General features: G+C 61.9%; 20 protein-coding genes and 1 pseudogene. 16 read left to right on the forward strand and 5 right to left on the reverse strand.

Annotated features, from left to right (window positions below; translation table 11 throughout):
- Positions 1-115 precede the first annotated feature (115 nt).
- The 16 genes and pseudogenes from FJ957_RS21700 (at position 116) to FJ957_RS21770 (ending at position 17,600) form a co-directional block, all read left to right on the forward strand.
- Positions 116-1,306 carry an FAD binding domain-containing protein gene (locus tag FJ957_RS21700; RefSeq protein WP_140834890.1) on the forward strand — a complete coding sequence of 397 codons (1,191 nt, stop codon included), beginning with the start codon at positions 116-118 and terminating at the stop codon, positions 1,304-1,306.
- Between the two features lie 253 nt (positions 1,307-1,559).
- A complete protein-coding gene (locus tag FJ957_RS21705; protein ID WP_246685910.1) occupies positions 1,560-1,988 on the forward strand; it encodes a MarR family transcriptional regulator in 429 nt (142 codons plus the stop codon).
- 99 nt (positions 1,989-2,087) lie between these two features.
- The gene (locus FJ957_RS21710) at positions 2,088-3,017 is read left to right on the forward strand and encodes an AraC family transcriptional regulator (protein WP_140834892.1); all 930 of its coding nucleotides are present in this window, start codon (positions 2,088-2,090) and stop codon (positions 3,015-3,017) included.
- 295 nt (positions 3,018-3,312) lie between these two features.
- Positions 3,313-4,239, forward strand: a complete 927-nt coding sequence (locus FJ957_RS21715; protein WP_140834893.1) for a VOC family protein — start codon at positions 3,313-3,315, stop codon at positions 4,237-4,239.
- Between the two features lie 222 nt (positions 4,240-4,461).
- On the forward strand, positions 4,462-5,661 hold the full coding sequence (locus tag FJ957_RS21720) for an MFS transporter (RefSeq protein WP_140834894.1): 1,200 nt from the start codon (positions 4,462-4,464) through the stop codon (positions 5,659-5,661).
- 33 nt (positions 5,662-5,694) lie between these two features.
- Positions 5,695-7,011 (forward strand): cytochrome c, encoded by a 1,317-nt coding sequence (locus FJ957_RS21725; RefSeq protein WP_140834895.1) that lies wholly within the window; start codon positions 5,695-5,697, stop codon positions 7,009-7,011.
- A 10-nt stretch (positions 7,012-7,021) separates the two neighbouring features.
- Positions 7,022-7,516, forward strand: coding sequence for a (2Fe-2S)-binding protein (locus FJ957_RS21730; RefSeq protein WP_140834896.1), 495 nt, complete (start codon positions 7,022-7,024; stop codon positions 7,514-7,516).
- Positions 7,513-9,741, forward strand: a complete 2,229-nt coding sequence (locus tag FJ957_RS21735) for a molybdopterin cofactor-binding domain-containing protein (protein WP_140834897.1) — start codon at positions 7,513-7,515, stop codon at positions 9,739-9,741. Before FJ957_RS21730 ends, FJ957_RS21735 begins: the two co-directional genes overlap by 4 nt.
- Before the next feature lie 220 nt (positions 9,742-9,961).
- Positions 9,962-11,146: a PLP-dependent transferase gene (locus FJ957_RS21740; protein WP_140835029.1), complete on the forward strand. Its 1,185-nt coding sequence runs from the start codon at positions 9,962-9,964 to the stop codon at positions 11,144-11,146.
- A 115-nt stretch (positions 11,147-11,261) separates the two neighbouring features.
- Positions 11,262-11,414 (forward strand): LysR family transcriptional regulator, encoded by a 153-nt coding sequence (locus tag FJ957_RS32325; protein WP_246685911.1) that lies wholly within the window; start codon positions 11,262-11,264, stop codon positions 11,412-11,414.
- 161 nt (positions 11,415-11,575) lie between these two features.
- Positions 11,576-12,135, forward strand: a pseudogene (locus FJ957_RS32330) (LysR substrate-binding domain-containing protein).
- 158 nt (positions 12,136-12,293) lie between these two features.
- Positions 12,294-13,199 (forward strand): ABC transporter substrate-binding protein, encoded by a 906-nt coding sequence (locus FJ957_RS21750; protein WP_181180659.1) that lies wholly within the window; start codon positions 12,294-12,296, stop codon positions 13,197-13,199.
- Between the two features lie 76 nt (positions 13,200-13,275).
- Positions 13,276-14,163, forward strand: a complete 888-nt coding sequence (locus tag FJ957_RS21755) for an amino acid ABC transporter permease (RefSeq protein ID WP_140834899.1) — start codon at positions 13,276-13,278, stop codon at positions 14,161-14,163.
- Complete coding sequence (locus tag FJ957_RS21760; RefSeq protein ID WP_140834900.1) at positions 14,160-14,945, forward strand: amino acid ABC transporter ATP-binding protein; 786 nt, start codon at positions 14,160-14,162, stop codon at positions 14,943-14,945. Before FJ957_RS21755 ends, FJ957_RS21760 begins: the two co-directional genes overlap by 4 nt.
- A gap of 72 nt (positions 14,946-15,017) precedes the next feature.
- Positions 15,018-16,352: a M20/M25/M40 family metallo-hydrolase gene (locus FJ957_RS21765; protein ID WP_140834901.1), complete on the forward strand. Its 1,335-nt coding sequence runs from the start codon at positions 15,018-15,020 to the stop codon at positions 16,350-16,352.
- Positions 16,353-16,388: 36 nt separating this feature from the next.
- Positions 16,389-17,600 carry an MFS transporter gene (locus tag FJ957_RS21770; RefSeq protein WP_140834902.1) on the forward strand — a complete coding sequence of 404 codons (1,212 nt, stop codon included), beginning with the start codon at positions 16,389-16,391 and terminating at the stop codon, positions 17,598-17,600.
- Positions 17,601-17,766: 166 nt separating this feature from the next.
- Here the strand turns inward: FJ957_RS21770 and FJ957_RS21775 are convergent, their stop codons facing one another.
- The 5 genes from FJ957_RS21775 to FJ957_RS32525 form a co-directional block, all read right to left on the reverse strand.
- Positions 17,767-18,282 (reverse strand): DNA starvation/stationary phase protection protein, encoded by a 516-nt coding sequence (locus FJ957_RS21775; protein WP_140834903.1) that lies wholly within the window; start codon positions 18,280-18,282, stop codon positions 17,767-17,769.
- 139 nt (positions 18,283-18,421) lie between these two features.
- Positions 18,422-19,138, reverse strand: coding sequence for a DUF1275 family protein (locus tag FJ957_RS21780; protein WP_140834904.1), 717 nt, complete (start codon positions 19,136-19,138; stop codon positions 18,422-18,424).
- A gap of 108 nt (positions 19,139-19,246) precedes the next feature.
- Positions 19,247-20,224, reverse strand: a complete 978-nt coding sequence (locus tag FJ957_RS21785) for an alpha/beta hydrolase (RefSeq protein ID WP_140834905.1) — start codon at positions 20,222-20,224, stop codon at positions 19,247-19,249.
- Between the two features lie 252 nt (positions 20,225-20,476).
- The gene (locus FJ957_RS21790; protein ID WP_140834906.1) at positions 20,477-21,382 is read right to left on the reverse strand and encodes an AraC family transcriptional regulator; all 906 of its coding nucleotides are present in this window, start codon (positions 21,380-21,382) and stop codon (positions 20,477-20,479) included.
- Between the two features lie 328 nt (positions 21,383-21,710).
- The gene (locus FJ957_RS32525) at positions 21,711-22,577 is read right to left on the reverse strand and encodes an AraC family transcriptional regulator (protein WP_140834907.1); all 867 of its coding nucleotides are present in this window, start codon (positions 22,575-22,577) and stop codon (positions 21,711-21,713) included.
- Between the last annotated feature and the right edge of the window lie 47 nt (positions 22,578-22,624).

Raw genomic sequence — 22,624 nt, forward strand, 5'->3', positions numbered from 1 at the left:
CCCCTCCTGATAGCGCCGATCTTTGCGCTCAACGCAAAGAAGAGCGCCGGCATTGTTGGATTATCGCTTCATTCGGGGACGTCCACATTGATTTCATCAAGCAAGGAGATGACATATGCGGGACGCGTCAAAAACAACGAACTCCGCCGCCAAGACGCGCCGCGCCATCGTCATTGGTGGTTCGCTCGGCGGCCTGTTCGCCGGCAACATGCTGCGCAGCGTCGGTTGGAATGTCGATATCTTCGAGCGCTCCGCCGGCGATCTTGACAGCCGGGGTGGCGGTATCGTGCTCCAGCCGGACGTTTTGGAGGTATTCCGTCGTTCTCACGCCACAATCGACAAATCCGTCCTCGGTGTCCAGTCGCGATACCGGACTGTCTTTCGACCGGATGGCTCAATCGAGTCGAAGCACATCGCGCCGCAGACGCAGACCTCCTGGTCGCTGATCTATACAACGCTGAAGGCGGCCTTTGGCGAAGAGCACTATCATCGGGCGAAAACCCTGCTGCGCGTCGAACAGGATGAAGCCGCACGCAGCGTGACCGCGATTTTTAACGACGGCACCCGGGAAACCGGTGATCTGCTGATCGGCGCGGACGGCGGAAATTCCACAATACGACGCCAATATTGGTCGGACATACAGCCTCGATACGCCGGGTACATCGCTTGGCGTGGGCTGCTGGCGGAGGACCGTATGCCGCGGGTCTCTCGCGACACGCTGCATGGGGATTTCGGTTTTGCCAACAATAAGGGCTCTCACATTCTCGGCTATCTTGTGCCGGGCGCCGACAACGATGTCCAGCCCGACCACCGGATCTACAACTGGGTCTGGTACCGCGTCGTCGACCAAAAGTTGCTGGCCGAGGTGATGACCGACCGCGACGGAAAATCACGTGGTTATGCGATACCGGAGGGCTTTTTGGCGGACCGCTGGGTCGAGCACGTTCACAGAGAGGCGCAGAATCTTCTGCCGCCCGGATTTCGCGATGTCGTGCAGGCGACACCACAACCCTTCGCCCAGGCAATCCGCGATCTGGCCTCGGATCGGATGGTCTCCGGGCGCGCGGTCATACTTGGTGATGCGGCCTCGATCCCACGTCCACATACGGCCGCCAGCACGTTGAAGGCCGCCGCCAATGCTATCGCGCTTGCCGATGAACTCGCCGCGTCACCAGATGACGTCGATGCCGCGCTGGCGCAATGGGAGCCGCCCCAAGTGCTGTATGGCAAATACCTCGAAAAACAGGGCATCGAGACTGGGAATTACCTTCTCTTCCGTAACTCGGCAAGGCAGGTCAGCGGTTAGAGATCGCGCCATGTCCGCTGCTCGCCGGCGCCGTGCCCGACAATCCACGATATTCCGCCTTCGCATCAGAAGACGACCGGTCCGCGTCCTGGCGCTTTTCACGCGACCGTCACGACACACTTGCAATTGTTGCACGATTGTTTATCGTGCAACATATATATTCCATGTCGGGTGCTGGGTGCTATAGAAGTTCACTTATGATGGATCAGTTGGGATGCTAAGCGCATCGTCCAACGGTTAGCAGGTGCAGGGAATGCTCTCGCTCGAACAGCACATTTGCTTCGCGGTCTATTCGACTGCTCACATGTTCAATCGCTTGTACCGCCCCATGCTCGACGAGCTTGGACTGACTTATCCGCAATATCTGACACTCGTGGTGCTAAGCCAGGAGGGGGCTCAATCCGTTGGCTCTATCGGAGACCGATTGAAGCTGGAGTCGAGCACGCTGACGCCGATGTTGAAGCGCCTTGAAAAGGCCGACCTGATCATCCGTCGACGGGATACGAAAGATGAACGCGTCGTGCATGTGGATCTTTCGCCGGCAGGTCGGGAAATTCTGGAGAAGATCCCGCCGATCAATGTAGCCATTGCCGATGCGATTGGTGAGACGGATGAAGATCGAGAGGAAATCCGGCGCGCGCTCGTCGCCATCCGTGATCGACTGGAAGCGGCGATTGGTTGAATTGCTCTGCTCGCGGCGAACTTGGGCTTAGGTTTCAAAAATGGTGTCAGGGCCTCGGGATGATTTGAATTTTTCCGGCATGCCCACAGGCGGTTTGTCATGCTCATGAAATCGTCGACGACCAAGGAAAAACTGGGCTTTTTCGGCCCGCGCGTTTCCGAGCATTTCGGGATGCCCGGAAGATCGATCATCGAGTTTCAACTCGACGGAGAGTTGGGGCTGGCCGCAACCCATTTGTCCTGCGAACGCCGTTTCAGGGACCGGACCGGTCCGGCGCCCTGTGAGGATGCGTTCTTGATCTTGCATCAACTCGACGAGCTGGAATGCCGTTCCTGCTGGCTCGGCGGCCATCATCACAGTTCGGGCCGGGTGGAGGCCAAAGAGGTTGACGTGCTCGATCTGCGCGATACTCCGCAATGGCAATTTCGAGGCCGCTTCGAGGCGTTACAATTCTACATTCCGTTCCGAGCCCTTTCGGCATTCGCCGATCAATATGGTAGCCGACCGATCTCGACCTTGCGCTGGGAGGCCGGAGTTCCCGACAGAATTCTGGGGGGATTGTCCGACGCGCTGATTCAGGCCGCTGCCGTAGCCAGTTCCAACCAACTGCTGATTGATCAGCTTGCAATCAGCCTGCTAACCCATTTTGCAGAAGCTTATGGCGGGCTCGATACCGCTGCCACCCAGCCTGGCCGTCTGGCGGCGTGGCAAGAGCGCCGAGCCAAGGAAATCATGACGATGCGCCTCGCTTCCGCTCTGACGATCGCGCAGGTGGCGAGCGAATGCCGATTAACGCCAAGCCACTTCGCGCGTGCATTCCGTCGAAGCGTGGGCGTGGCACCGCATCGATACCTGACACAGTTGCGTATCGGTGAAGCAAAGAAACACCTCGCCGCGCAACATTCCTCGCTTTCAGACATAGCCCTGATTTGCGGCTTCGGTGATCAAAGCCATTTCACGCGCGTGTTCCGACAATTCACGGGTGTCAGTCCCGGCGCATGGCGTCGACAAGTTGGGAATAGCCCGTAGCGACGCCAGCAGACATGCTGCCATGGTCGGCAAGCACCAATCTTTCTCCCGCACAAATATCATTGATCTTTGCGACCTCGCAGCTTTTGCGGGTGGGCATCGGGCCATACATCCGCTATTGGCATCGACGCCTAGCGACCGGCCGAACGCTCCAGTGCAAATTGCAGTAGAATTGGCCGATGCCCGCATCAACCGGGTCATGGAGGACGTGTATGAGACAACGGGCTTCGGACCGAATTGCCAGCCGTCGTGAGCGCTGAGAGGAGGCGCTGCTACGGAGCAGGGGACGTCAAGCATGATTGGGCGCGGCTTACACCATGTCACGGTGATTGCGACGGATGCGGCCCGCAACCTTGATTTCTATTCAAGATTTGTCGGCTTGCGTCTGGAGAAACGAACCGTAACACATGAGGATCCGGGCGCTTATCACCTCATCTACGGGCGTGGCGATGGCGCACCTGGAGGTCATTTGTCCTTCTTTTCCTGGGCCAGCGCGACAGCTGCTACGAAGCAATCCACGGATGCCGAACTCATTTTGCTCGGAGTTGCTCCCGATGCCCTCAATTGGTGGGAAAGTCGTCTTACACGCTGCGCCATACCCTACAGGCGCGAACGTCTGCCCTTATGCGGGACGGGGCTGATCTTGGAGGATCCCGACCATACGCAACTGGCGCTTGTGGCCGCGGAGCCAATGTCAAGAGCCATGCGGCGAACTCACGGCTTTCCTGCGGCGTTTGCTGTCAATGGTCTGGTCGGCGTCTCTCTCAGCATCCAGGCAACGGGGCTGATGGGGGAGCTTCTGACCGACGTCCTGGGGTTCACGGAAATCGGCCAGGAAGGAGATTGGATCGGGTTCTCTGCCCACGATGGGCCTGGTGGAAAATTCTACCTGCACCAACGACGCGGGGAGCCCCGCGCCAGACTAGGGGCGGGGGCAATCCATCACATGGCGTTCAGGGCAAGGGACGAAGCCGACCAGACGGTGATGGCCGAGATCCTGATGGAACGTTTCGGCATTGCCGCGAGCCCGCCCAAGGACCGATACTATTTCCGTTCGATCTATTTTCGCGGGCCGGATGGCCTGCTGATCGAGATATCCACCGACAGTCCGGGTTTCCTTCTCGACGAGACGCAAGAACAGCTGGGGACTCGCCTTATCTTGCCTCCGGGGCTCGCCGACCGCCAAGAAGAACTGATGCGGCTCCTGCCACCACTTGACTGATCCGTCGCGCTGCCATCGCAGCGATATCGCGCGTCAGGACACGCCATCTGTGCAGGCACCGCTCATCGCGATTCCATTCAAGCGACGATGCAAATCTGCAATCCCGGACCGCCGGTAATGAATTACCCTGCGAGCACACCGATGCCATTGGGCAGATGAGCGGATACAGCCCTCATCGACCTCTCCGATGGCGCGCAGACCTGCTTCAGGAGAGGCCGACCGATGAAACAGGAGGATATCGCTGTCCCGCTCCCATTGGTGTTGCGAGGCTCGGCAATCTATGCCCTGGCGTGTGCCGCGGGCATCGCTGTGGCGAATATCTACTACAACCAGCCGATGCTCGGCCTCATCGAGGAGGCATTGCCCGGCCGGCTGACGGGATTGGTCCCGACCGCAACCCAACTCGGCTACGCCTGCGGACTTTTTCTGCTTGTCCCGCTAGGCGACATCGTTGAACGACGACGGCTGATCGTGCTGCAGTTCGGCTTTCTCGCCATAGCGCTTGTGCTGGCAGCAATCGCCCCGAACGCATTGCTCGTCGTCCTTGCCTCTCTCGTCGTGGGGCTCTCGGCTACGGTCGCTCAGCAGATCGTTCCATTGGCCGCACATCTCTCACCGCCGGAGCGGAGAGGAGCGGTTGTCGGCACGGTCCTGGCGGGCATTCTGACCGGCATCCTTTTGAGCCGGACACTCGCCGGCTTCGTGGCAACCCATGCGGGGTGGCGGGAAATGTTCTGGCTGGGCGTGCCGATGGCGCTCGCGGCGGGTGGGTTGATGTGGCTGATCCTGCCGCCCACGCCGCCTGAATCTCATCTCGGCTATGGAAAGTTGCTGCGCTCGATCTTCGGTCTATGGCGCGAATTTCCGGCCTTGCGGCTTGCGGCCATGACTCAGTCACTTGTCTTCGCGGCCTTTACCGCATTCTGGACGGTGCTCGCATTGCGGCTTCAGGCGCCGCCATTCCATCTTGGAGCGGATATTGCCGGGCTGTTCGGTGTCATCGGCGCTGTCGGCATCCTGGCAGCGCCGCTGGCCGGTCGGTTCGCCGATGCACGTGGCCCCGCGCCGGTCGTTGCCATGGGAGCGATTGTGACTTTGGTGTCCTGGATCGTCTTCGGGGCCTGGACCTCGCTCCCCGGATTGATCGTCGGTGTCGTGCTGCTCGACTTCGCCGTGCAGTCCGCTCTGGTCTCGAACCAGCACATCGTCTTCGCGCTGCGACCTGAAGCGAGAGCGCGGCTCAACACTGTCCTGATGGGCGCAATGTTTCTTGGTGGGGCGCTCGGCTCGGCAGGAGGTACGACGGCTTGGCAACTCGGCGGCTGGACCGGCGTGGTCGGGCTTGGTCTGGCTTTCGCCCTTGTCGCGACAGCGATGCAATTTGCGAGCATCGCTCGCGGCCTGCGCCGGCGGGGTTCCTGACGTTCGCCGGCGAAGGGGAGCAGCTAGCTGATCATGCGTCTCAAAACCATCCTCGGTATCGGCGTCGCTTTGGCCGTATTCGTCGGCGCCGCCGCGCTCGTCTATGCTTGGCGCTCCGAGATCGCTCCGATCGCCACGCCCGCGCCGGCGGGCTTCGATCCTAAGCTCGTGGCCGAGGGAAAGGAGCTGGCCCTCATCGGCGATTGCCGAACCTGTCACACGGCTCCCGCCGGCCGTGTCTTTGCTGGCGGCCTGGCAATGCCTACTCCTTTCGGCACCATCTACTCCACCAACATCACGCCGGACCGGGAAACGGGGATCGGCGCCTGGTCGGAGGCGGCGTTCGCGCGGGCGATGCGCGAGGGCGTCGACCGGGAGGGCCGTCATCTCTATCCTGCTTTTCCCTATGACCACTTCAAGCTGACGAGCAGCCAAGACATTAGGGCTCTCTACGCCTACTTCATGACGCGAGAGCCGGTGAGCGCCAAGGCCCCCGCCAACGAGCTTGCATTCCCCGTCAACATCCGGCTCGTTCTGGCTGGCTGGAAGCTGCTGTTCTTTAACCAGAAGCAGCAGCAGCCCGATCCCACCAGGGACGAGCAGTGGAATCGCGGCCGATATCTCGTTGTGGGGCTCGGCCATTGCGGTGCCTGCCATACGCCGCGGAACCCGTTGGGGGCGGAAGACAAGTCGCACGCCTTCGAGGGCGGCGAGGTCGAGGGCTGGCGCGCCTATGCGCTCGGCAAGGCCTCCGAGGCGTCGATACCGTGGACGGCGGATGCGCTGGAGAGCTACCTCGCCGAAGGCTTCCATCCTGATCACGGTGTGGCCAGAGGGCCGATGGCCGCCGTGACGGAGAACCTGTCCCAGGTATCGCGACAGGAACTGGCCGCGATGGCAGTCTATCTCGCTTCGCTTGAACCAGTCGCCTCGTCCCCGTCCAAGCCTGCAACCGTCGCTTCGCCGCCGCCGCCGCAATCCACCGGCTTCCAGACGGCAACGCCGCCGGCGCCATCCGATCCCGGGGCGCGGCTCTACGCCAATGCTTGTGCTTCCTGCCACGATTCGGGCCGGACACTCCCGCTGGGAGCAGTGCCGCTTCGTCTGTCGACGGCGGTATCGGGAGAAGGTCCGGAAAATCTGATGACCTTGATCCTGAATGGCATTCCGGCTGCCAGCAATGGCACGGCCCCCGTTATGCCTGCATTTGGTGATGCCATGACCGACGAACAGATCATTAGCTTGGCGCGCTATCTGCGCCGAGATATCGCAGCACGCTCCGATTGGCCCTCGCTGGAGGCTAGCCTCCGACAGGCCCGTGCCGCACGGACTGTCAGCCGGGCGAGATGAGGAGGATATGATGGCTACTGTGACGATCAACGGCACGCCCCACATGGTCCAGTCCGCGCCCGACACGCCGCTCCTTTACATGTTGCGCAACGAGCTGAAACTCAACGCGGCCAAATTCGGTTGCGGCCTCGGCCAATGTGGTGCCTGTACCGTCATCGTCGAGGGCGAGGCCGTGTTTTCCTGCGTCACGCCGGTCGAACTGGTCGAGGGGCGTGCCGTGACGACGCTCGAAGGGCTCGGCTCCAGGGAGAAGCCCGGCGTCCTGCAGCAGGCCTTCATCGACGAGCAGGCGGTCCAGTGCGGCTACTGCATTCCGGGCATGATGATGCGTGCGCAGGCGTTGCTCCAGCGCAATCCGCGCGTCTCGGATCGTCAGATCCGTGAGGCGTTGGAGCCGCATCTCTGCCGCTGCGGCACGCACATGCGCATCCTGCGGGCGATCCGCCGCGCAGCCGATCGCCTGGTGGAACAAGCCACGCCGGCCGGGACGGGAGGCCGCTCATGAGCACGATGCTGTCGAGGCGCGCCGTCCTTTCGGGAGCAGGCGCCCTCACGCTGGCGTTCAGCCTGTCCGGCGCGTGGGCCCAGACGGCGGCCGGGCAGGGCGATATTTCGCCGAAGCGCAAGCTCCCTGGCAGCCTTGAGGGCACGCCACGGCTCAACGCCTGGATCCGTATCGACGCAGCCGGGGCCGTCACCATCCTGACTGGCAAGGCCGAACTCGGCCAGGGCCTCAGGACCGCGATCCTCCAGATCGCGGCGGAGGAACTCAAGATCCCCTTCGACCGGCTCACGCTGGTGACGGCCGACACTGGCCGGACCGCCAACGAGGGCTACACCGCCGGCAGCCACTCAATGCAGGATTCTGGCACCGCGATCCGCAATGCGGCCGCGCAGGTGCGCGAGATTCTGATCCAGGAGGCAGCGTGCCGGCTGTCGGTTCCAGCCGAGACACTTCATGCGGCCGATGGTGCGGTCGTGGGTGCGAACGGCCTCCGCGTAAGCTATGGCGACCTGGTCAGCGCCGAGCTTCTGGAGGTCGAGGCCCAACCGACCTCGAAGCTGACCGCCACTTCCGAATTCACCGTGATGAACCGCTCGGTTGCGAGGGTCGACATCCCGGGGAAGGTCGCCGGAGGCGAGGCCTATGTTCAGGATCGCCGCCCGGAGGGCATGGTGCACGCCCGGATGATCCGGCCGCCGAGTTACGGGGCCGGCATCATCCAGCTCGATTCCGCTTCCGTTGAAGCGATGCCCGGCGTCTTGAAGGTCCTTCGCGATCGCAATTTCCTTGCCGTCGTCGCTGTCGATGAATGGACGGCTATTCAGGCAATGCGCCGTCTTTCGACAGTCGCAGCCTGGCACGAAGAGGCTGAATTGCCTGACAGCACGAAGCTGGCGGACGCGCTCACGGCGCTGCCCTCGCATGACACCGTCATCCTTGATACCGGCAAGCCCGGCGCATCAGGCAAGGTCGTCGAGGGGCGCTTCGTCAGGCCCTATTTGGCCCATGGCTCGATCGGCCCGTCCTGTGCCATCGCCGAAGCCGGCGACGGGGCGGTGACGGTCTGGACGCATACACAGGGAGTGTATCCGTTGCGTCAGGCCATTGCCGGCATGCTGAAGCTGCCGCTCGACAAGGTGCGATGCATTCATACGGAAGGTTCCGGCTGCTACGGGCACAATGGCGCCGACGATGTGGGAGCCGATGCGGCGCTGATAGCGATGGCCGTGCCGGGCCGGCCGGTGCGCGTGCAATGGATGCGCGAGCAGGAGCACTCCTGGGAGCCCTTCGGACCAGGCATGGTGACGTCGGTGCGCGCGGTGGTAGACGATGCGGGAGCCATCGCGGACTGGCACTATGATGTATGGAGCCAATCCCACATGATGCGGCCCGGGCAGCCGGGCACGCTGCTGGCCGCGCGCGACAAGAGCGATCCGGCCCCGCCGCCTCCGCCCATCGAGGTTGCGCAGCCGGAGGGCGGCGGCGACCGCAACGCGATCCCGCTCTATCGCTTCCCGAATTCAAAGGTGGTCACCCATTTCCTGCCCGAGATGCCCTTGCGCGGATCCTCGATGCGCTCCCTGGGCGGCTATCTCAACGTTCTGTCGATCGAAAGCACGATGGACGACCTGGCCCACGCGTCGGGACAGGATCCGGTCGACTTCCGCCTGCGTTTTCTCGAGGAAGATCGTGCTCGGGCCGTGGTGGAGAAAGCGGCCGCCGACCTCGGCTGGAGCAGGCGCCCACCGCTTCCCAGCGGAGGCGGTTACGGTTTCGGTTTTGCCCAATACAAGAACCTGGAGGCCTATTGCGCCATTGCGTTGGAGATATTCATCGATCCGGAAGCGGGCGACGTCCGCATCCGCCGCGTCAACGTCGCCGTGGACACCGGTGAGGTCGTCAACCCTGACGGCATTAGGAACCAGATCGAGGGAGGCATCGTCCAGTCCGCAAGCTGGACGCTTTTTGAGCAAGTCACATTCGATCGCAGGCGCATCACCTCGTACGACTGGTCGTCCTATCCGATCCTTAGGTTCTCCAGTGTACCCGAGAGGGTTGACGTTGCGATCATAGACAGGCCTGGCGCCCCTTTTCTCGGCGTGGCCGAAGCCGCGCAGGGCCCGATGGGCGCGGCACTCGCAAACGCTATCCGCGATGCCTGCGGCCAGAGGCTGCGGCAGCTTCCGTTCACGCCGGCTCGCATCCGGCAGGCATTCGCTCAATGATGGGGCGGTCGGTCCACCCACTGCGGACCGGCGGAAGATGACATCTGCCGACCTGTCGATTTGTGCTGAACGAAAATTCGTTGCGTCTTCCGGCACGTGCCAGCGCATTCCAAGCAGACACGTCATCCCTATAAGCGTCGGTTATGAACTCATACCCCACCTTTGCTGTTCGCATCCTCTGGTCTGGTCTATCCATCGACCAGTTCCAGAGGAATTTACGATGCAAGATCTGACACGTTGCGTTCATCACCCCGTCGTTTCCCAGGAAGGTTTTGCGAGCCTTGCCGTGCCCACCTATAGGGCATCGACGATTGTCTATCCGGACGCGAAGTCATTCTCCAATCGCGGCAAGCGCGGCTTCGATGGCTACACCTATGGTCTTCACGGCACGCCCACGACACGAACGCTGGAAGCGCAACTGAGCTTGCTGCATGGCGGCGTGAGGACCGTGCTGGTGCCGTCGGGACAAGCCGCCGCCTCGATGATTCTGCTCACCTTCCTGATGCCCGGCGAGCGGGTGCTGATCCCCGACAACGTCTATTCGCCGGTCCGCTATTTCTGCGCCGATTACCTCAAGCCGCGCGGGATCGACTATGGCGTATACGATCCCCAGATCGGCGCCGACATTGCGGCTGAAATCGACGACCGCACCAAGCTTATATGGATCGAGTCACCCGGCTCGGGAACAATGGAGGTTCAGGATGTGCCGGCCATCATCCAGGCGGCGAAGGCCAGGGGCGCGCTTGTCGCCTGCGATAATACCTGGGCCTCGCCGCTGCTGTTCAAGCCGCTCAAGCACGGCGCCGATTTCGCGGTCGAGGCGCTGACCAAATATATTGGCGGCCATTCCGATCTGCTCCTTGGATCGATCACGGTGGCCGACATTGAACTGCGCCAGCGCATAAAGCTGGTGCTGCGCGACATGGGCATCGGCGTGTCCCCCGACGAAGTGTCGCTGGCCCTGCGTGGGATCGAGACGATGGGGGTGTGGCTGCGCCATGTCGGTCGCGTATCCGAGGAGTTCGCGCAGGCGCTCCAGAAAAGTGATGCCGTCGAACAAGTCCTGCACCCGGCACTCCCTTCTTGTCCCGGACATGAATTCTGGAAGCGCGACATTGGCGGTTCATCGGGTGTCTTCAGCGTGGTGCTGAAGCCGGGGGCAGAGGCCAATCTGGAAAAGGCAATGACCGAGCTGAAGATCTTCGCCATCGGCGCATCCTGGGGCGGAACACGCAGCTTGATCGCCACGACCGCCTTGAAGGATGAAAGAACGGTCAAGCCCTGGACCTCGAAGGGCACCGTGCTGCGCATCTGCATCGGACTCGAGGACGAACAGGACCTCTGGCAGGATCTGTCGGCCATGCTGAGCAAGCTCTCGGCCAAGCAATTCACGGACGGAGCTTGAGGACCCTCGGCCCCGACAGACATTTGGAGCGTACTGCCGCTCTCGTCGAAGGGCGGACGCATCCTGTATCTTGGCGCTTGGCGGCGCTTGCAATGTTCACATAAAGTCCGGGCCGATGAACTACCGCCAGCTCGAAATCTTCGCCGCCGTGATGCGGACAGGTACGGCATCGAAGGCGGCTGAGCTTCTGGGCATCACCCAGCCAGCGGCGAGCCGGGCCCTGGTGGAGCTCGAAGGCAGTCTGGGCTTTCACTTTTCGACAGGGTAAGGCAACGGCTCTTGCCCACTCCGGAGGCATGGCAGCTTTACCGGACGGTCGAGGCTTCGTTTCGAGGCCTCGACACCGTGAAGGCGGAGGCCGCCCGGATCCGCGACCAGGGCACCGGCAGGCTGAGGATCGCCTCGCTTTCGCTGCTGGGCTCGACACTGGTGCCGCGGGCGATCGGGCGCTTCCGGGCGCACCATCCCGACATCAGCGTCACCTTCCATGTGCTGTTGTCGCGCGACGTCCGGGATCTCGTGGCGTCAGGCCAGTTCGATGTCGGACTGGCGGCTGATGAAATCGATACCACCGGGATCGCACATCAGCTGTTCCTTTCGCCCAACGCGATGATCGCGATGCCCGTCGGCCATCCGCTGTCGGAACGGTCGGTCATCAAGCCGGCAGCCTGAGCGGCCATCCTTTCATCGCCTATGTCCCGGAGGATCGTGCCCGGCAGCGCCTGGAAGCAATCCTTGCCCAGGTCGGCGTCAAGCTCAACATCGTCGTCGAGACCATCTACGCCTCCACCGTATGCTCGCTTGTTGTAGAAGGTATCGGCATCGGGCTGGTGAGCCCGTATGTGTTGAGCTCGCTGGACAAGTCGCGGATCGTCCTGAAGCCCTTCGAACCATCGGTCCAGATCCGAACTCTCCTGGTTCTGCCGCCGGACAAGCAGAAATCGTTGCTGGTACGCGATTTCATAACGGCGCTCATGGAATCGCGCTGATCGCGGCCACACTTCATAAGCCAGGTGCATGATCTCATGAGGCGCATCCCATTGTCCGGGCCGGGGCGAACCATACTATCGGGGCAATGCCAGCGACGCCGCCACAAGCAGACAGCGAAGCGATTGGCAGGTTCTTCCAGACAAGGGAACAAAAAACCATGTTCATGAAAAGCAAGCAGGCGATCCTATCCGGCTTCGCTGTCGCGGTCCTTGCTTCGAGCCTGTCGATCTGCACGCTGAACGCGCGGGCGGCAGACGATTTCGATGCTTCGACCATCGCCAAGGATTCGGCGCTCGCCTCGCGCGTGCCGCAGGACATAGCCGCCAAGGGCGTTCTGTCGATTGGATCCGATACGACATATCCGCCGGCTGAATTCCTCGCCGGCGAGGATGGGCAGACCCCTGAAGGGATCGACGTCGATCTTGCCAAGGCGATGGCCCAGAGGCTGGGGCTGAAGCTCGAGTTCGTGACCGCACAGTTCGACAGCATCCTGCCGGCAATCGGCCCGCGCTACGACCTCGGCATTTCCGCCTTCACGATCACCAACGAGCGCTACAAGGCCGTCGACTTCGTCAGCTATTTCAATGCGGGCAAGCAGTGGGCGATCCAGAGCGGGAATCCGGCGAAATTCAACCCGGATGAGCCCTGTGGAAAGACTGTCGGCGTCCAGACCGGCTCCACCGGCGAGAAGGCCGTCAAGGTGTTCAGTGACACCTGCGTCGCGGCCGGCAAGCCGGCAATCGAGACCGTGTCGATGCCCAAGCAGACAGATCTCATAACCCGGCTGATCAACGGCGCGGTCGAGGCCGTCTATGCCGGTTCTACGAATATCGGCTACGCGGTGAAACAGACCAATGGGCAGCTCGAGACCATTGGCGCCATCACCTATCCCTCTCCCAACGGCATCGCCGTCGCCAAGGGACAGACCGCCTGGGCTCAGCTTGTGGCCGACACAATCAACGGACTGATCGCTGACGGCACCTATGCGAAGATCCTGGCGAAATGGGGGATTGGCAGTGCCGCCGTTGCCAAGGCCGAGGTGAACCCCGCAGTTCAAGAATGAACCCGCTTGGCGGAGACGCAAAGGTCAAGCCTTGCGTCTCCGCACCATTTCCCGATTCGAAACAAGAAAGCACAGCATGAGCCGCAGCAAACATGCTTCGATTGCGCTTAACGATCCCGTGCCGGTACGCCACTACGGCCGATGGGCCTTGACCGGATTGCTTCTGATCATCGCGGTAGGCATCGCGCACAGTGTGGCGACCAATCCCAACTTCCATTGGGACGTCGTCAGCCAGTATCTTTTCGACCGGCAGATCGTGCGCGGTGTGGGATGGACGCTGGCGCTCACCGTAGTGGCGATGGCTCTTTCCATCGCGATCGCGGCAGGACTGGTCATCATGCGCGATTCCGGGAACCCAGTGCTTTCCACCATCAGTTGGCTCTGGGTCTGGTTCTTCCGCGGCACGCCGGTCTACACGCAACTGGTCTTCTGGGGACTGCTCGCGGTCCTCTATCCAAGCATCTCGATCGGCCTGCCCGGGTTCGGGGACGTCGTCAGTGTCAAGACCAAGGACGTGCTCACGCCGGCCATCGCGGCGATCGCCGGCCTGGCCTTCAACGAATCCGCCTATCTGGCCGAAATCTTCAGGGCCGGCTTCAAGGCGGTGGACGCGGGCCAGACCGAAGCGGCCGAGGCGCTCGGCATGCGGCGTATGAAAGCGTTGTTCCGCATCGTCATTCCCCAGGCCATGCGCATGATCATCCCGCCGACCGGCAACGAAACCATCGGCATGCTGAAGACGACGTCCCTCGTGCTTGCCGTGCCGTTCGCCTACGATCTGACCTTCGCCGCCAACACCATCTCGAACCGGCTTTACCTCCCGATCCCGCTGCTTGTGGTCGCGGGTCTCTGGTACTTGACGATCACGTCGATCCTGATGTGGGGCCAGTCCTATCTCGAACGCTATTTCGGCCGGGGCGTTGACCGGACCGCGGCGCCCATCCTGCCCAAGGAAAGCCAATGATCCCGCAAGAAGCATCCACGGCGACGCCCTGCGTCGACATCCGGGGCGTTCACAAATTCTTCGGCGAATTCCAGGCGCTCGATGATGTCAGTCTGACGATCAAGCGCGGCGAAGTCTGTGTCGTGCTCGGTCCGTCCGGCTCCGGTAAATCCACCCTGCTGCGTTGCATCAACAATCTGGAGACGATCGGCGCCGGGCGAATATGGGTGAATGGCGAATTGATCGGCTATCAGGAGAAAAATGGCCGCCTCTACTGCCTGAAGCCGAAGGCGATCGCCGCGCAGCGGCGCAATATCGGCATGGTATTCCAGCGGTTCAATCTCTTCCCGCATATGACCGCGCTGGAGAACATCCTCGAGGGACCGGTGCATGTCAAAGGCCAGACCCGCAAGGCAGCGGAGCCGCTGGCTTATTCGCTGCTTGATCGCGTCGGGCTTCGCGAAAAGGCCCATCAATATCCGGCGCAGCTCTCCGGCGGGCAGCAGCAGCGTGTCGCCATCGCTCGCGCCATGGCCATGGAGCCTGACCTGTTGCTGTTCGACGAACCGACATCGGCGCTCGACCCCGAACTCGTCGGCGAGGTGCTGGACGCGATGAAGGGCCTAGCCAGGATCGGCATGACCATGGTCGTCGTCACCCATGAAATCGGCTTTGCACGCGAGGTGGCGGACACGGTGGTTTTCATGGACCAGGGCCGGGTCGTCGAAAAGGGCATGCCCAGCGAGGTTCTTGCAAAGCCGAGTAACGCGCGGACGCGGGCCTTCCTCTCGAAGGTTCTCTGACCTCGCTCTCGCCGATTAAAGCGCCGACCAGTTCATGCCGGCGCACCTCCGTCAATCCAAGAGGCATTCTCCATGCAATCACAGGCAATTCCTTCGGCATCTCCAAGCGAGACTGAGACCGAGGCCATCCTCTTCGTCCGCGATCTCATTCGTATCCGTTCCGTCAACACGGGAGATCCGCGGACCATAGGTGATGGCGAGGCTGTCGCGGCGGCCTACATTCGAGACCGCCTGAGCGAGGTCGGTCTGGCCTCTACCTATATCGAACCGGCACCCGGACGCGGCAATGTCGTCTGCCGGATCAAGGGCAGTGACAACGATCAGCCGGCGCTTATCCTGCACGCCCATCTCGACGTTGTGCCGGCGGACGAGACCGAATGGTCTGTGCCTCCCTTCGCCGGCGAAATAAAGGACGGGATGCTCTACGGCCGCGGCGCGGTGGACATGAAGAACATGGCCGGCCTGATGGTGGCGCTGGCGCGCTCGCTCGCGCGCGATCGCTTCATCCCCAAGCGCGACATCATCTTCATGTGGTTCTCCGACGAGGAGAACGGCAGCGTCTATGGTTCGCAATGGCTTACGGAGAAGGAGCGGCATCTGTTCGACGGCGCTTCGGAAGCCATCAGCGAAGTGGGCGGATTCTCGATCACATTGCCCAACGGCAAGCGGGCCTATCCGCTCGCCACTGCGGAAAAAGGCGTGGCTCGAATGAAGCTCACGGCACGGGGAACCGCCGGTCACGGCGCCCTGATCAACGGGGACAACGCGCTCACGCGTCTTGCGGCGGCTGTCGAGCGTATCGGCACCCACAAATTCCCGATCCATCGGACGCCGCATCTGAATGCGCTGATCGAAGGGCTGGAAAAACTTCTCGGCAAGAAGTTCGATGACGAGAGACTGGATGAGCAACTCGACGAGCTCGGCTTCTTCTCATCGACGATCCGGGCTTCGTTGCGCAACACCGCCAATCCGACAATGCTCAACGGCGGCTACAAGCGCAACGTCATTCCCTCGACCGCCGAGGCGGTCATAGATGGGCGCGTGCTGCCAGGCACCAAGGATGAGTTCGTCAAACAGGTTACCGAGATCGTCGGGCCGGGAACTGACATCGAGTGGACATTCGGCTGGACGACCGAGTCGCCGGTCGAAGGTCCGCTCATGGACAAGATGCGTGCCGCGATCGAGGCAGAGGATCCGGAGGGCACGGTGATTCCCTATCTCCTTCCGGGCGGCACGGACAACAAGCTGCTCTCGAAGATCGGCATCAACGGTTACGGCTTCGTGCCGATGAAGGTGCCGGCGGATTTCGACCTGTGGGGACTGTTCCACGCGGTCGACGAATGTATCCCCGTCGATGCGCTGACGTTCGGCGCGCGCGTCCTCGGCCGCCTGCTGCGGGATTCCTGACCCTCCGCGTAATCGATCACACAGGCAGACTTTGTCATGCAAATCGTACAACCGCTGCGGGACCGGGCATTCGCCGGGCTTTGGCTAAGCTACTCCGCGTCGGTCCTCGCGACAGCAATCCTTCCAACAGCGCTTACGCTGATGATACTGGACTGGGAGAATGGGATCGCCGATCTCGGCATAGCGCTCTCGGCGCGGACATTCGGTTTCCTCGCAGGCGCGGTGGCCGGCGGTTATTTCGCCGACAACTGGCCGCGCCAGCTGGTACTTTCAAGTGCTTCGGCTCTGCGCGGCCTGGCCGTGCTGGCCATTGCCTGGGTCCTGCACGCAAACATCCTCGCCGTCTCGTGCTGCCTGTTTTTCTCGGGTGCGGGCGAAGGAACATTCAGAAGCGCCTACCAGGCAAGCATGGCCGATCTGGTTCCCGGTGACCGACTTCAGAGCGCAAACGCGCTGACGACGCTCAGCATGCGAATAGCGCTCACGATCGGGCCACTGATTGCCGTCGGCCTGCATGGTCGCTTCGGGCCCTTCTTCGGTCTGCAGCTGGCAGGTGTGTTGTGGGCTCTGTCGGCATTGATCACTCTCACCTTGCAGAGGCGATTGCCTGCCTCCGAGCGGGCAACCCGAGTGCGCGGGACCAACATCGTGGCTGACTTCTGTGCAGGCCTGGCCGAGGCGTTCCGGCATCGCTGGTTCGTCGCCGGCTTGGCGGCGTTGCTGGTGTGGCTCGGCCTTGGCAACAGCGTTCAGCAACTCATGCTGCCGGTGATCAGCCGCGCCCATCTGGGCGGCGAGGCCTTCATCGGCATCGCGCTTGGCGCCTACTCCATCGGCGCCCTGGCCGGTGGCATAGCGATGGGCAGCATCAGGATGCGACGGCCGGGTGCGCTCGCCTTCTGCGGCCTTGCGCTCTTTGGACTTGTGCCACTCGCGCTTGCCACGCACTCAGCCATCCTGATCATTTCAGCCTATTTTCTGGGCGGCGTCGGCATCGAGCTGTTCAACATCCCTTGGTTCACCGCAATCCAGAACGAGGTGCCGAAGGAAGTGCTCGGGCGCGTTTCCTCTATCGACTTCCTGATCTCCTACGGCGCGGCGCCTCTGGCGCTTGCCGCGATGCCTGCCGCACTGGCGGCAATCGGGCCCGGCAACGCACTGGTTTCGATTGGGCTAATCGTCGCGACGGTGCCGATCATCGCCCTCCTTGTTCCCAGTGCGCCTGAATTCAAGGAGCCGAGGCGCTAGGAAATTTCGCTTGGTGATGGACGCTGTTCGGCACCGCCTCGCGCGGACGATCTCATCGTCATCGGGGCATGCTGGCAAAGCTGGAGCATGGCGGTGCCGATGCCAAAATGCTCCGACGCATGAGGAGAGACGGGAATCTCCGACGCCTGGCTCGCTACCGACGATCTCAGTTCGACGCGCGAAGAGTCTCGAACAGGAACCACACCCGCTGTTCGGCTTCGTCGATCCAGTTCTCGAGCAGGCTCGCGGTGGCGACGTCGCCGTACTCATCGCAAAGATCGTGCATGGCGCGCATGCGGGCGGCCAATGTGCCGTTGTCCTCGCGCAGTTCCGCCAGCGCCTGGTGCGGCTGGACGAAGTCGGCGTCGTTGTCCAGGAATCGCTGGCGGCGGGAGATGTCGCCGATCGAGCGGATAGTGGTGCCGCCGAGCTTGCGTACCCGCTCGGCCAGCGGATCGGTGATGGCCAGAATCTGGTCAGCCTGATCGTCCAGCAGCAGGTGATAATCGCGGAAATGCGGTCCTGACATGTGCCAGTGGAAGTTCTTGGTCTTCAGATAGAGAGCGAATATGTCGGCCAGCAGGACCGTCGCCGCGGCCGAAATCTCGTGCACTGCTTCGCTGGAAAGGCCTGATGGGGTGTGCAATGCCGCACTAGCGCGCGATTTTAGGCTGTCTTCCATTATCCATACTCCTCGGTTGAAATTGAGTTTCCATGCCCACTGGAACCGGCCCCGGGGTTCAGCGGGTCGTCGTCGGCAACCGTCTCGGGAGGTCTCTTCCGCCGGATTGTCGTTGTTTCAAGATGTGCGGCAGATCCTGTTATTCGGTGTGGACCGCATTCGCAGGCGCTGCGGTGCTTGCCGCTTCGGGAGAGCCGACAGGTGCAAAGAAACTCAAGGCGACCAGGACCACCGGAACGGCAAAGCACCAGGTCCGCGACAGCAGGAAAGCGACCGCCGCGGCAGCGCAGCCAAGCGCGAAAGCCACGACGCTGGCGCTCATCCGCTTGAGCCGCTCCTTGACCGGCTTGAGATCGCCCGGTGCCGTCCCGCCAATCAGGTCCGCCAGGTCGAGCATGATCTGGGTCGTCGTACCGGTCATGAGTGTCGTGGGCGGCATCTTGGACAGGTGAACACGGTGAAAGGCATTCTGGATCGCCATCGCCGATACCAGGACCATGCCAATGGCGAACGCCGCGAGACTGTTGCCGTCGTCGAAAGGGCCGTGGATCTGGGCAAAGGTGGCGGCGATGATGAAGTGGATGAGCTTCAACCACAGCAGAACGGTCATGACGGGCTTGCGGCTACGCTCGAGCCGTTGGCTGAGGAGCCGCACCAGCAGGATGACGATACAGAAGACCGGCAGCGCCAGCAGTTTGGAAAGCGCGCCGCCTGTCCCGAGCGCGATCGACGCCCCGAGGGTCACGAAGTTGCCGGTGACATGAGCCGTGAACAGCCCGGCGAGCGCCACGAAGCCGACAGTGTCGACATAGCCACCATTGAAGCTCAGCAGGATGGGAAGGGGCAATCTCGCCATGTTCGTCTCCGCGAAGATCTATTCCGGCTTACCGCCGAATCTCCATTGCCTGCAAGACGAGGCGTGGCGAAAGGAATTTCGCCACGCCTCCGCCAGTCAATTGCTCGATCAGCCTTTGATGAAGGCCAAGAGATCGGGGTTGATGACATCCGCGTGGACGGTCAGCATACCGTGCGGATATCCCTGGTAGATCTTCAGGGTTCCATTCTTCAGCAGCTTTATGGAGAGCTTGGCCGAGTCGTCGATCGGCACCACCTGGTCGTCATCGCCGTGCATGACGAGCGTCGGCACCGTGATCTTCTTGAGGTCCTCGGTCTGGTCCGTTTCCGAAAAGGCCTTGATGCCGTCGTAATGCGCCTTGGCGCTGCCCATCATGCCCTGAAGCCACCAATTCTGGATGACGCCCGGGTAGACCTTCGCGTTCGGCCGGTTGAAGCCGTAAAACGGGCCGCTGGCGAAATCCAGGAAGAACTGGGCGCGGTTGGCGGCGACTCCGGCGCGGACTCCATCGAGAGCCTCGATAGGCAGGCCGCCCGGGTTGGATGCCGTCTTCACCATGATAGGCGGAACGGCGCTGACGAGGACAGCCTTGGCGACGCGGCCCTGCGGCTGGCCGAACTTGGCAACATAGCGGGCAACTTCGCCGCCACCGGTGGAATGGCCGATGTGAACGGTGTTCTTCAGGTCGAGATGCTCGACCACCGCCGAGGCGTCGGCGGCATAGTGGTCCATGTCGTGACCGTCGGAGACCTGAGAGGAACGTCCATGGCCGCGGCGGTCATGGGCGATCACGCGAAAGCCCTGGTTGACAAAGAACAGCATCTGGGCGTCCCAGTCGTCCGACGACAGCGGCCAGCCGTGATGGAACACGATCGGCTGAGCTGCTTTCGGACCCCAGTCCTTGTAGAAGATTTCCACGCCGTCCTTGGTCTTGATGTAGCTCGAATTCATGGAGCGAGTTCCTTTGTTGTTAGCAGGGGTGGTTTTTTGGCTCGCGAAGGCGGGAAGGGCCATCGCGAGCGAAACAGTCGCGCCCGCCACGAGGGCCTGCCGACGCGAGAGGTGAATTAGGTCGGTGTCAGTCATGCCAAATTCCTGTTGTGGGCGTTCGGGACAGAGTGGAGGCTTTCCTCTGTCCTGGCGCTTATCCTTTCAGAAACCAGCCGGTCCGGCTTGTCGGTTCCGATCGCGTTTTGAACAAAGGAGCTGACGCAGGCGGCATCGGTCGCGACTGGCGTTTCCCGCGTGCATTCGCAGTTCGCTCGGCGACCAGAGCGGTATCGCGAAAAGGAGAGGCAACCCGACAGGATGGGCCGCCCCGACCAGCGGATATGCGATTCAGAAGCGCTGGTTGCGCCGCCATGCCCCCGGAGGTGCGCCTGTTTCACGGGCAAAGACGCGCGTGAAATGGCTCTGGTCGGCGAAGCCACAGCTTCGGGCGATCTCCCCAAGCGACAGGTTTGAGTTGAGAAGCAGGCCGCGCGACCTCTCGATACGTCTCTTCGTCAACCATTGGTGCGGGGTCTTGCCGGTCGTGTCGCGAAAGGCGCGCAAAAAAACCGCCGATGAAAGATTGCAGGCCGAGGCCAGGTCATCGACCGCGAAATCGCCGTTCAGCTTGCTGTCGATCATTTCTACCACTGTTGCGACACGACGCGAGGACAGACCATATCGCCGATCGGCCGCCATGGTTTTCCGACAGCCATATTTCTGCAGGAGGTGGACGCCGATCGCGACTGAAAGTTGGTCGACGAACAGTGCGCTTCGCTCGTTCGGTTGCCAGCCTTGGGAGAAGAGCGCGCCGAGCAGGCCCGCAAGGACGCGATCGGCCTCATGCACGCCGCGCGACAGGTCGGCGTCGTTCGAAACGCCGTCACGATCCGACATGCGCATGAGCGCCGCGTTGCTGACTTCCAGCACGATGAAGTCGAAAGGCCCGCGCAGATCGGCTTTGTAAGGCTCGGCGAAGTCGCGGATGTAGACACTGTTCTCACCGAAATGGTGTACGGTCGCGGTTTTTCCCGTCAAGATGCTGCGCCTGTGGCCGCCTGTCGCCGAAAGCCCGATCAGGAAGCCCCGGTTCGTTGCTGGTGTTTCCACGCGTGCGATCGCGCCGGAATCCGACGCCTTGCGGTAAAATGTCACGTAATCGCCAGCGATCTGCCGACTGCTACGCAATTTCGACAGCGGACAGCCGAGGTCGTCCAGGGCACCGTTTGGACTCCGATCATCCGCTTCGGGCATATGCAGCTCCCCTCGTTTTCAGCCTGCATTCAACCCCAGCGGGCTCCGCTCTTCGAGAACACGAGGGGTTGCCGTGGAGGAAGGCGCGATCCGATCGGCGGCCGCGCCAGGAGGACAGTCGCTTGAACGGGAGTGCTTGTATTGCACGAAAGCCTCATGTCTTGGACACCTTTGCCGTCGCGAGTGGCAAAGCAGGTTTCCGCCGCGGCTTCCACGTGCCGGCTCGTGCAGAAGATACATCTCCGCAGCTGCAGACGACGAAAGAATGTCGCCTATATCCCGCTGTTGCCACCTCCGTTTTGCGGGTCTGGGGCGAACACCAGCCTTCTCAGCCGGTGTTGCCCCGGACGATCTGGGCACTTCGGCGGAAACGTCCCGGCGAAACACCGACAATATCGGTGAAGACGCGGGTCATGTGGCTCTGGTCCGCGAAGCCGCAGGCGATGGCGATCTCGGCGATGGGCATGTCGAAGCCGAGGAGATCCTTGGCTCGGGCGATCCTGTATTCGGTCAGCCAGCGATGCGGCGTGCGTCTGAAACTCTCCTTGAAAGCCTTGATGAAATAGCTGCGTGATAGTTCGCAGGCCGTCGCCAATTCGACGATTGAAAAAGGCTCGCCGACATGGGCGACCAGAAATTCCGTGGCCTGCTCCTCCTGCCAGCGAGCCAGGACGCCTTTCTTGCTGGAGGGAAAATGCACCCCGCCATAGATCTGGGTCAGATGCGCCAACATCGCCAGATTGATCTGCTCCAGGAAAAGAGGATGCGCCGTCCGCGGGTGCTCGAGCGAAGGAAGCAGCGCGCGCGCCAGGCCAAGCATCACATCGTCGTTGGTCCCTGGAGGGCAGGACAGCGCCCGGTATTCCGGCCGCCCAACGTCTTCAACAAAGGATCGCAGCGCAGCAAAGGGTATCCGGAAACGCACATTGTCGAAGGGCGTAAGGTGCTCGCACTGCCACTGGTATCGCAGGTCGGTGATTGCGAGATCGCCGCTGCGGTGACTGCCGTCGAAAACAAGTTCGCCATCGCGCCACAGCCTGTGTCGCTCGAAATTCTTCAGTTGTACAATGACGTTGAACGCCTCGCTGCAGGGCACCGCCTCTGCGCGACCGAGATCGTGGTCCTCGCGGAAGGTGCGGGTTATCTCGATGTCGTCGACGGTGAGAGATAACCCGGTCGAGGCGTCGACCGCAATTCCTCAGCCGTCTCCACTCGCGGGTTCATAGTCATCGAACCGTCCCT

The organism is Mesorhizobium sp. B2-4-6, from assembly GCF_006442775.1.
GTDB lineage: Bacteria > Pseudomonadota > Alphaproteobacteria > Rhizobiales > Rhizobiaceae > Mesorhizobium.

Coding starts and splice junctions, on each gene's coding strand:
- FJ957_RS21790 (WP_140834906.1), bottom strand. CDS start 21,382: ATGCCCGAAGCGGATGATCGGAGTCCAAACGGTGCCCTGGACGACCTC.
- FJ957_RS21755 (WP_140834899.1), top strand. CDS start 13,276: ATGAGCCGCAGCAAACATGCTTCGATTGCGCTTAACGATCCCGTGCCG.
- FJ957_RS32325 (WP_246685911.1), top strand. CDS start 11,262: ATGAACTACCGCCAGCTCGAAATCTTCGCCGCCGTGATGCGGACAGGT.
- FJ957_RS21750 (WP_181180659.1), top strand. CDS start 12,294: ATGTTCATGAAAAGCAAGCAGGCGATCCTATCCGGCTTCGCTGTCGCG.
- FJ957_RS21785 (WP_140834905.1), bottom strand. CDS start 20,224: ATGACTGACACCGACCTAATTCACCTCTCGCGTCGGCAGGCCCTCGTG.
- FJ957_RS21715 (WP_140834893.1), top strand. CDS start 3,313: ATGATTGGGCGCGGCTTACACCATGTCACGGTGATTGCGACGGATGCG.
- FJ957_RS21730 (WP_140834896.1), top strand. CDS start 7,022: ATGGCTACTGTGACGATCAACGGCACGCCCCACATGGTCCAGTCCGCG.
- FJ957_RS21700 (WP_140834890.1), top strand. CDS start 116: ATGCGGGACGCGTCAAAAACAACGAACTCCGCCGCCAAGACGCGCCGC.
- FJ957_RS21760 (WP_140834900.1), top strand. CDS start 14,160: ATGATCCCGCAAGAAGCATCCACGGCGACGCCCTGCGTCGACATCCGG.
- FJ957_RS21775 (WP_140834903.1), bottom strand. CDS start 18,282: ATGGAAGACAGCCTAAAATCGCGCGCTAGTGCGGCATTGCACACCCCA.
- FJ957_RS21725 (WP_140834895.1), top strand. CDS start 5,695: ATGCGTCTCAAAACCATCCTCGGTATCGGCGTCGCTTTGGCCGTATTC.
- FJ957_RS21770 (WP_140834902.1), top strand. CDS start 16,389: ATGCAAATCGTACAACCGCTGCGGGACCGGGCATTCGCCGGGCTTTGG.
- FJ957_RS21765 (WP_140834901.1), top strand. CDS start 15,018: ATGCAATCACAGGCAATTCCTTCGGCATCTCCAAGCGAGACTGAGACC.
- FJ957_RS21705 (WP_246685910.1), top strand. CDS start 1,560: ATGCTCTCGCTCGAACAGCACATTTGCTTCGCGGTCTATTCGACTGCT.
- FJ957_RS21710 (WP_140834892.1), top strand. CDS start 2,088: ATGCTCATGAAATCGTCGACGACCAAGGAAAAACTGGGCTTTTTCGGC.
- FJ957_RS21780 (WP_140834904.1), bottom strand. CDS start 19,138: ATGGCGAGATTGCCCCTTCCCATCCTGCTGAGCTTCAATGGTGGCTAT.
- FJ957_RS21740 (WP_140835029.1), top strand. CDS start 9,962: ATGCAAGATCTGACACGTTGCGTTCATCACCCCGTCGTTTCCCAGGAA.
- FJ957_RS21720 (WP_140834894.1), top strand. CDS start 4,462: ATGAAACAGGAGGATATCGCTGTCCCGCTCCCATTGGTGTTGCGAGGC.
- FJ957_RS21735 (WP_140834897.1), top strand. CDS start 7,513: ATGAGCACGATGCTGTCGAGGCGCGCCGTCCTTTCGGGAGCAGGCGCC.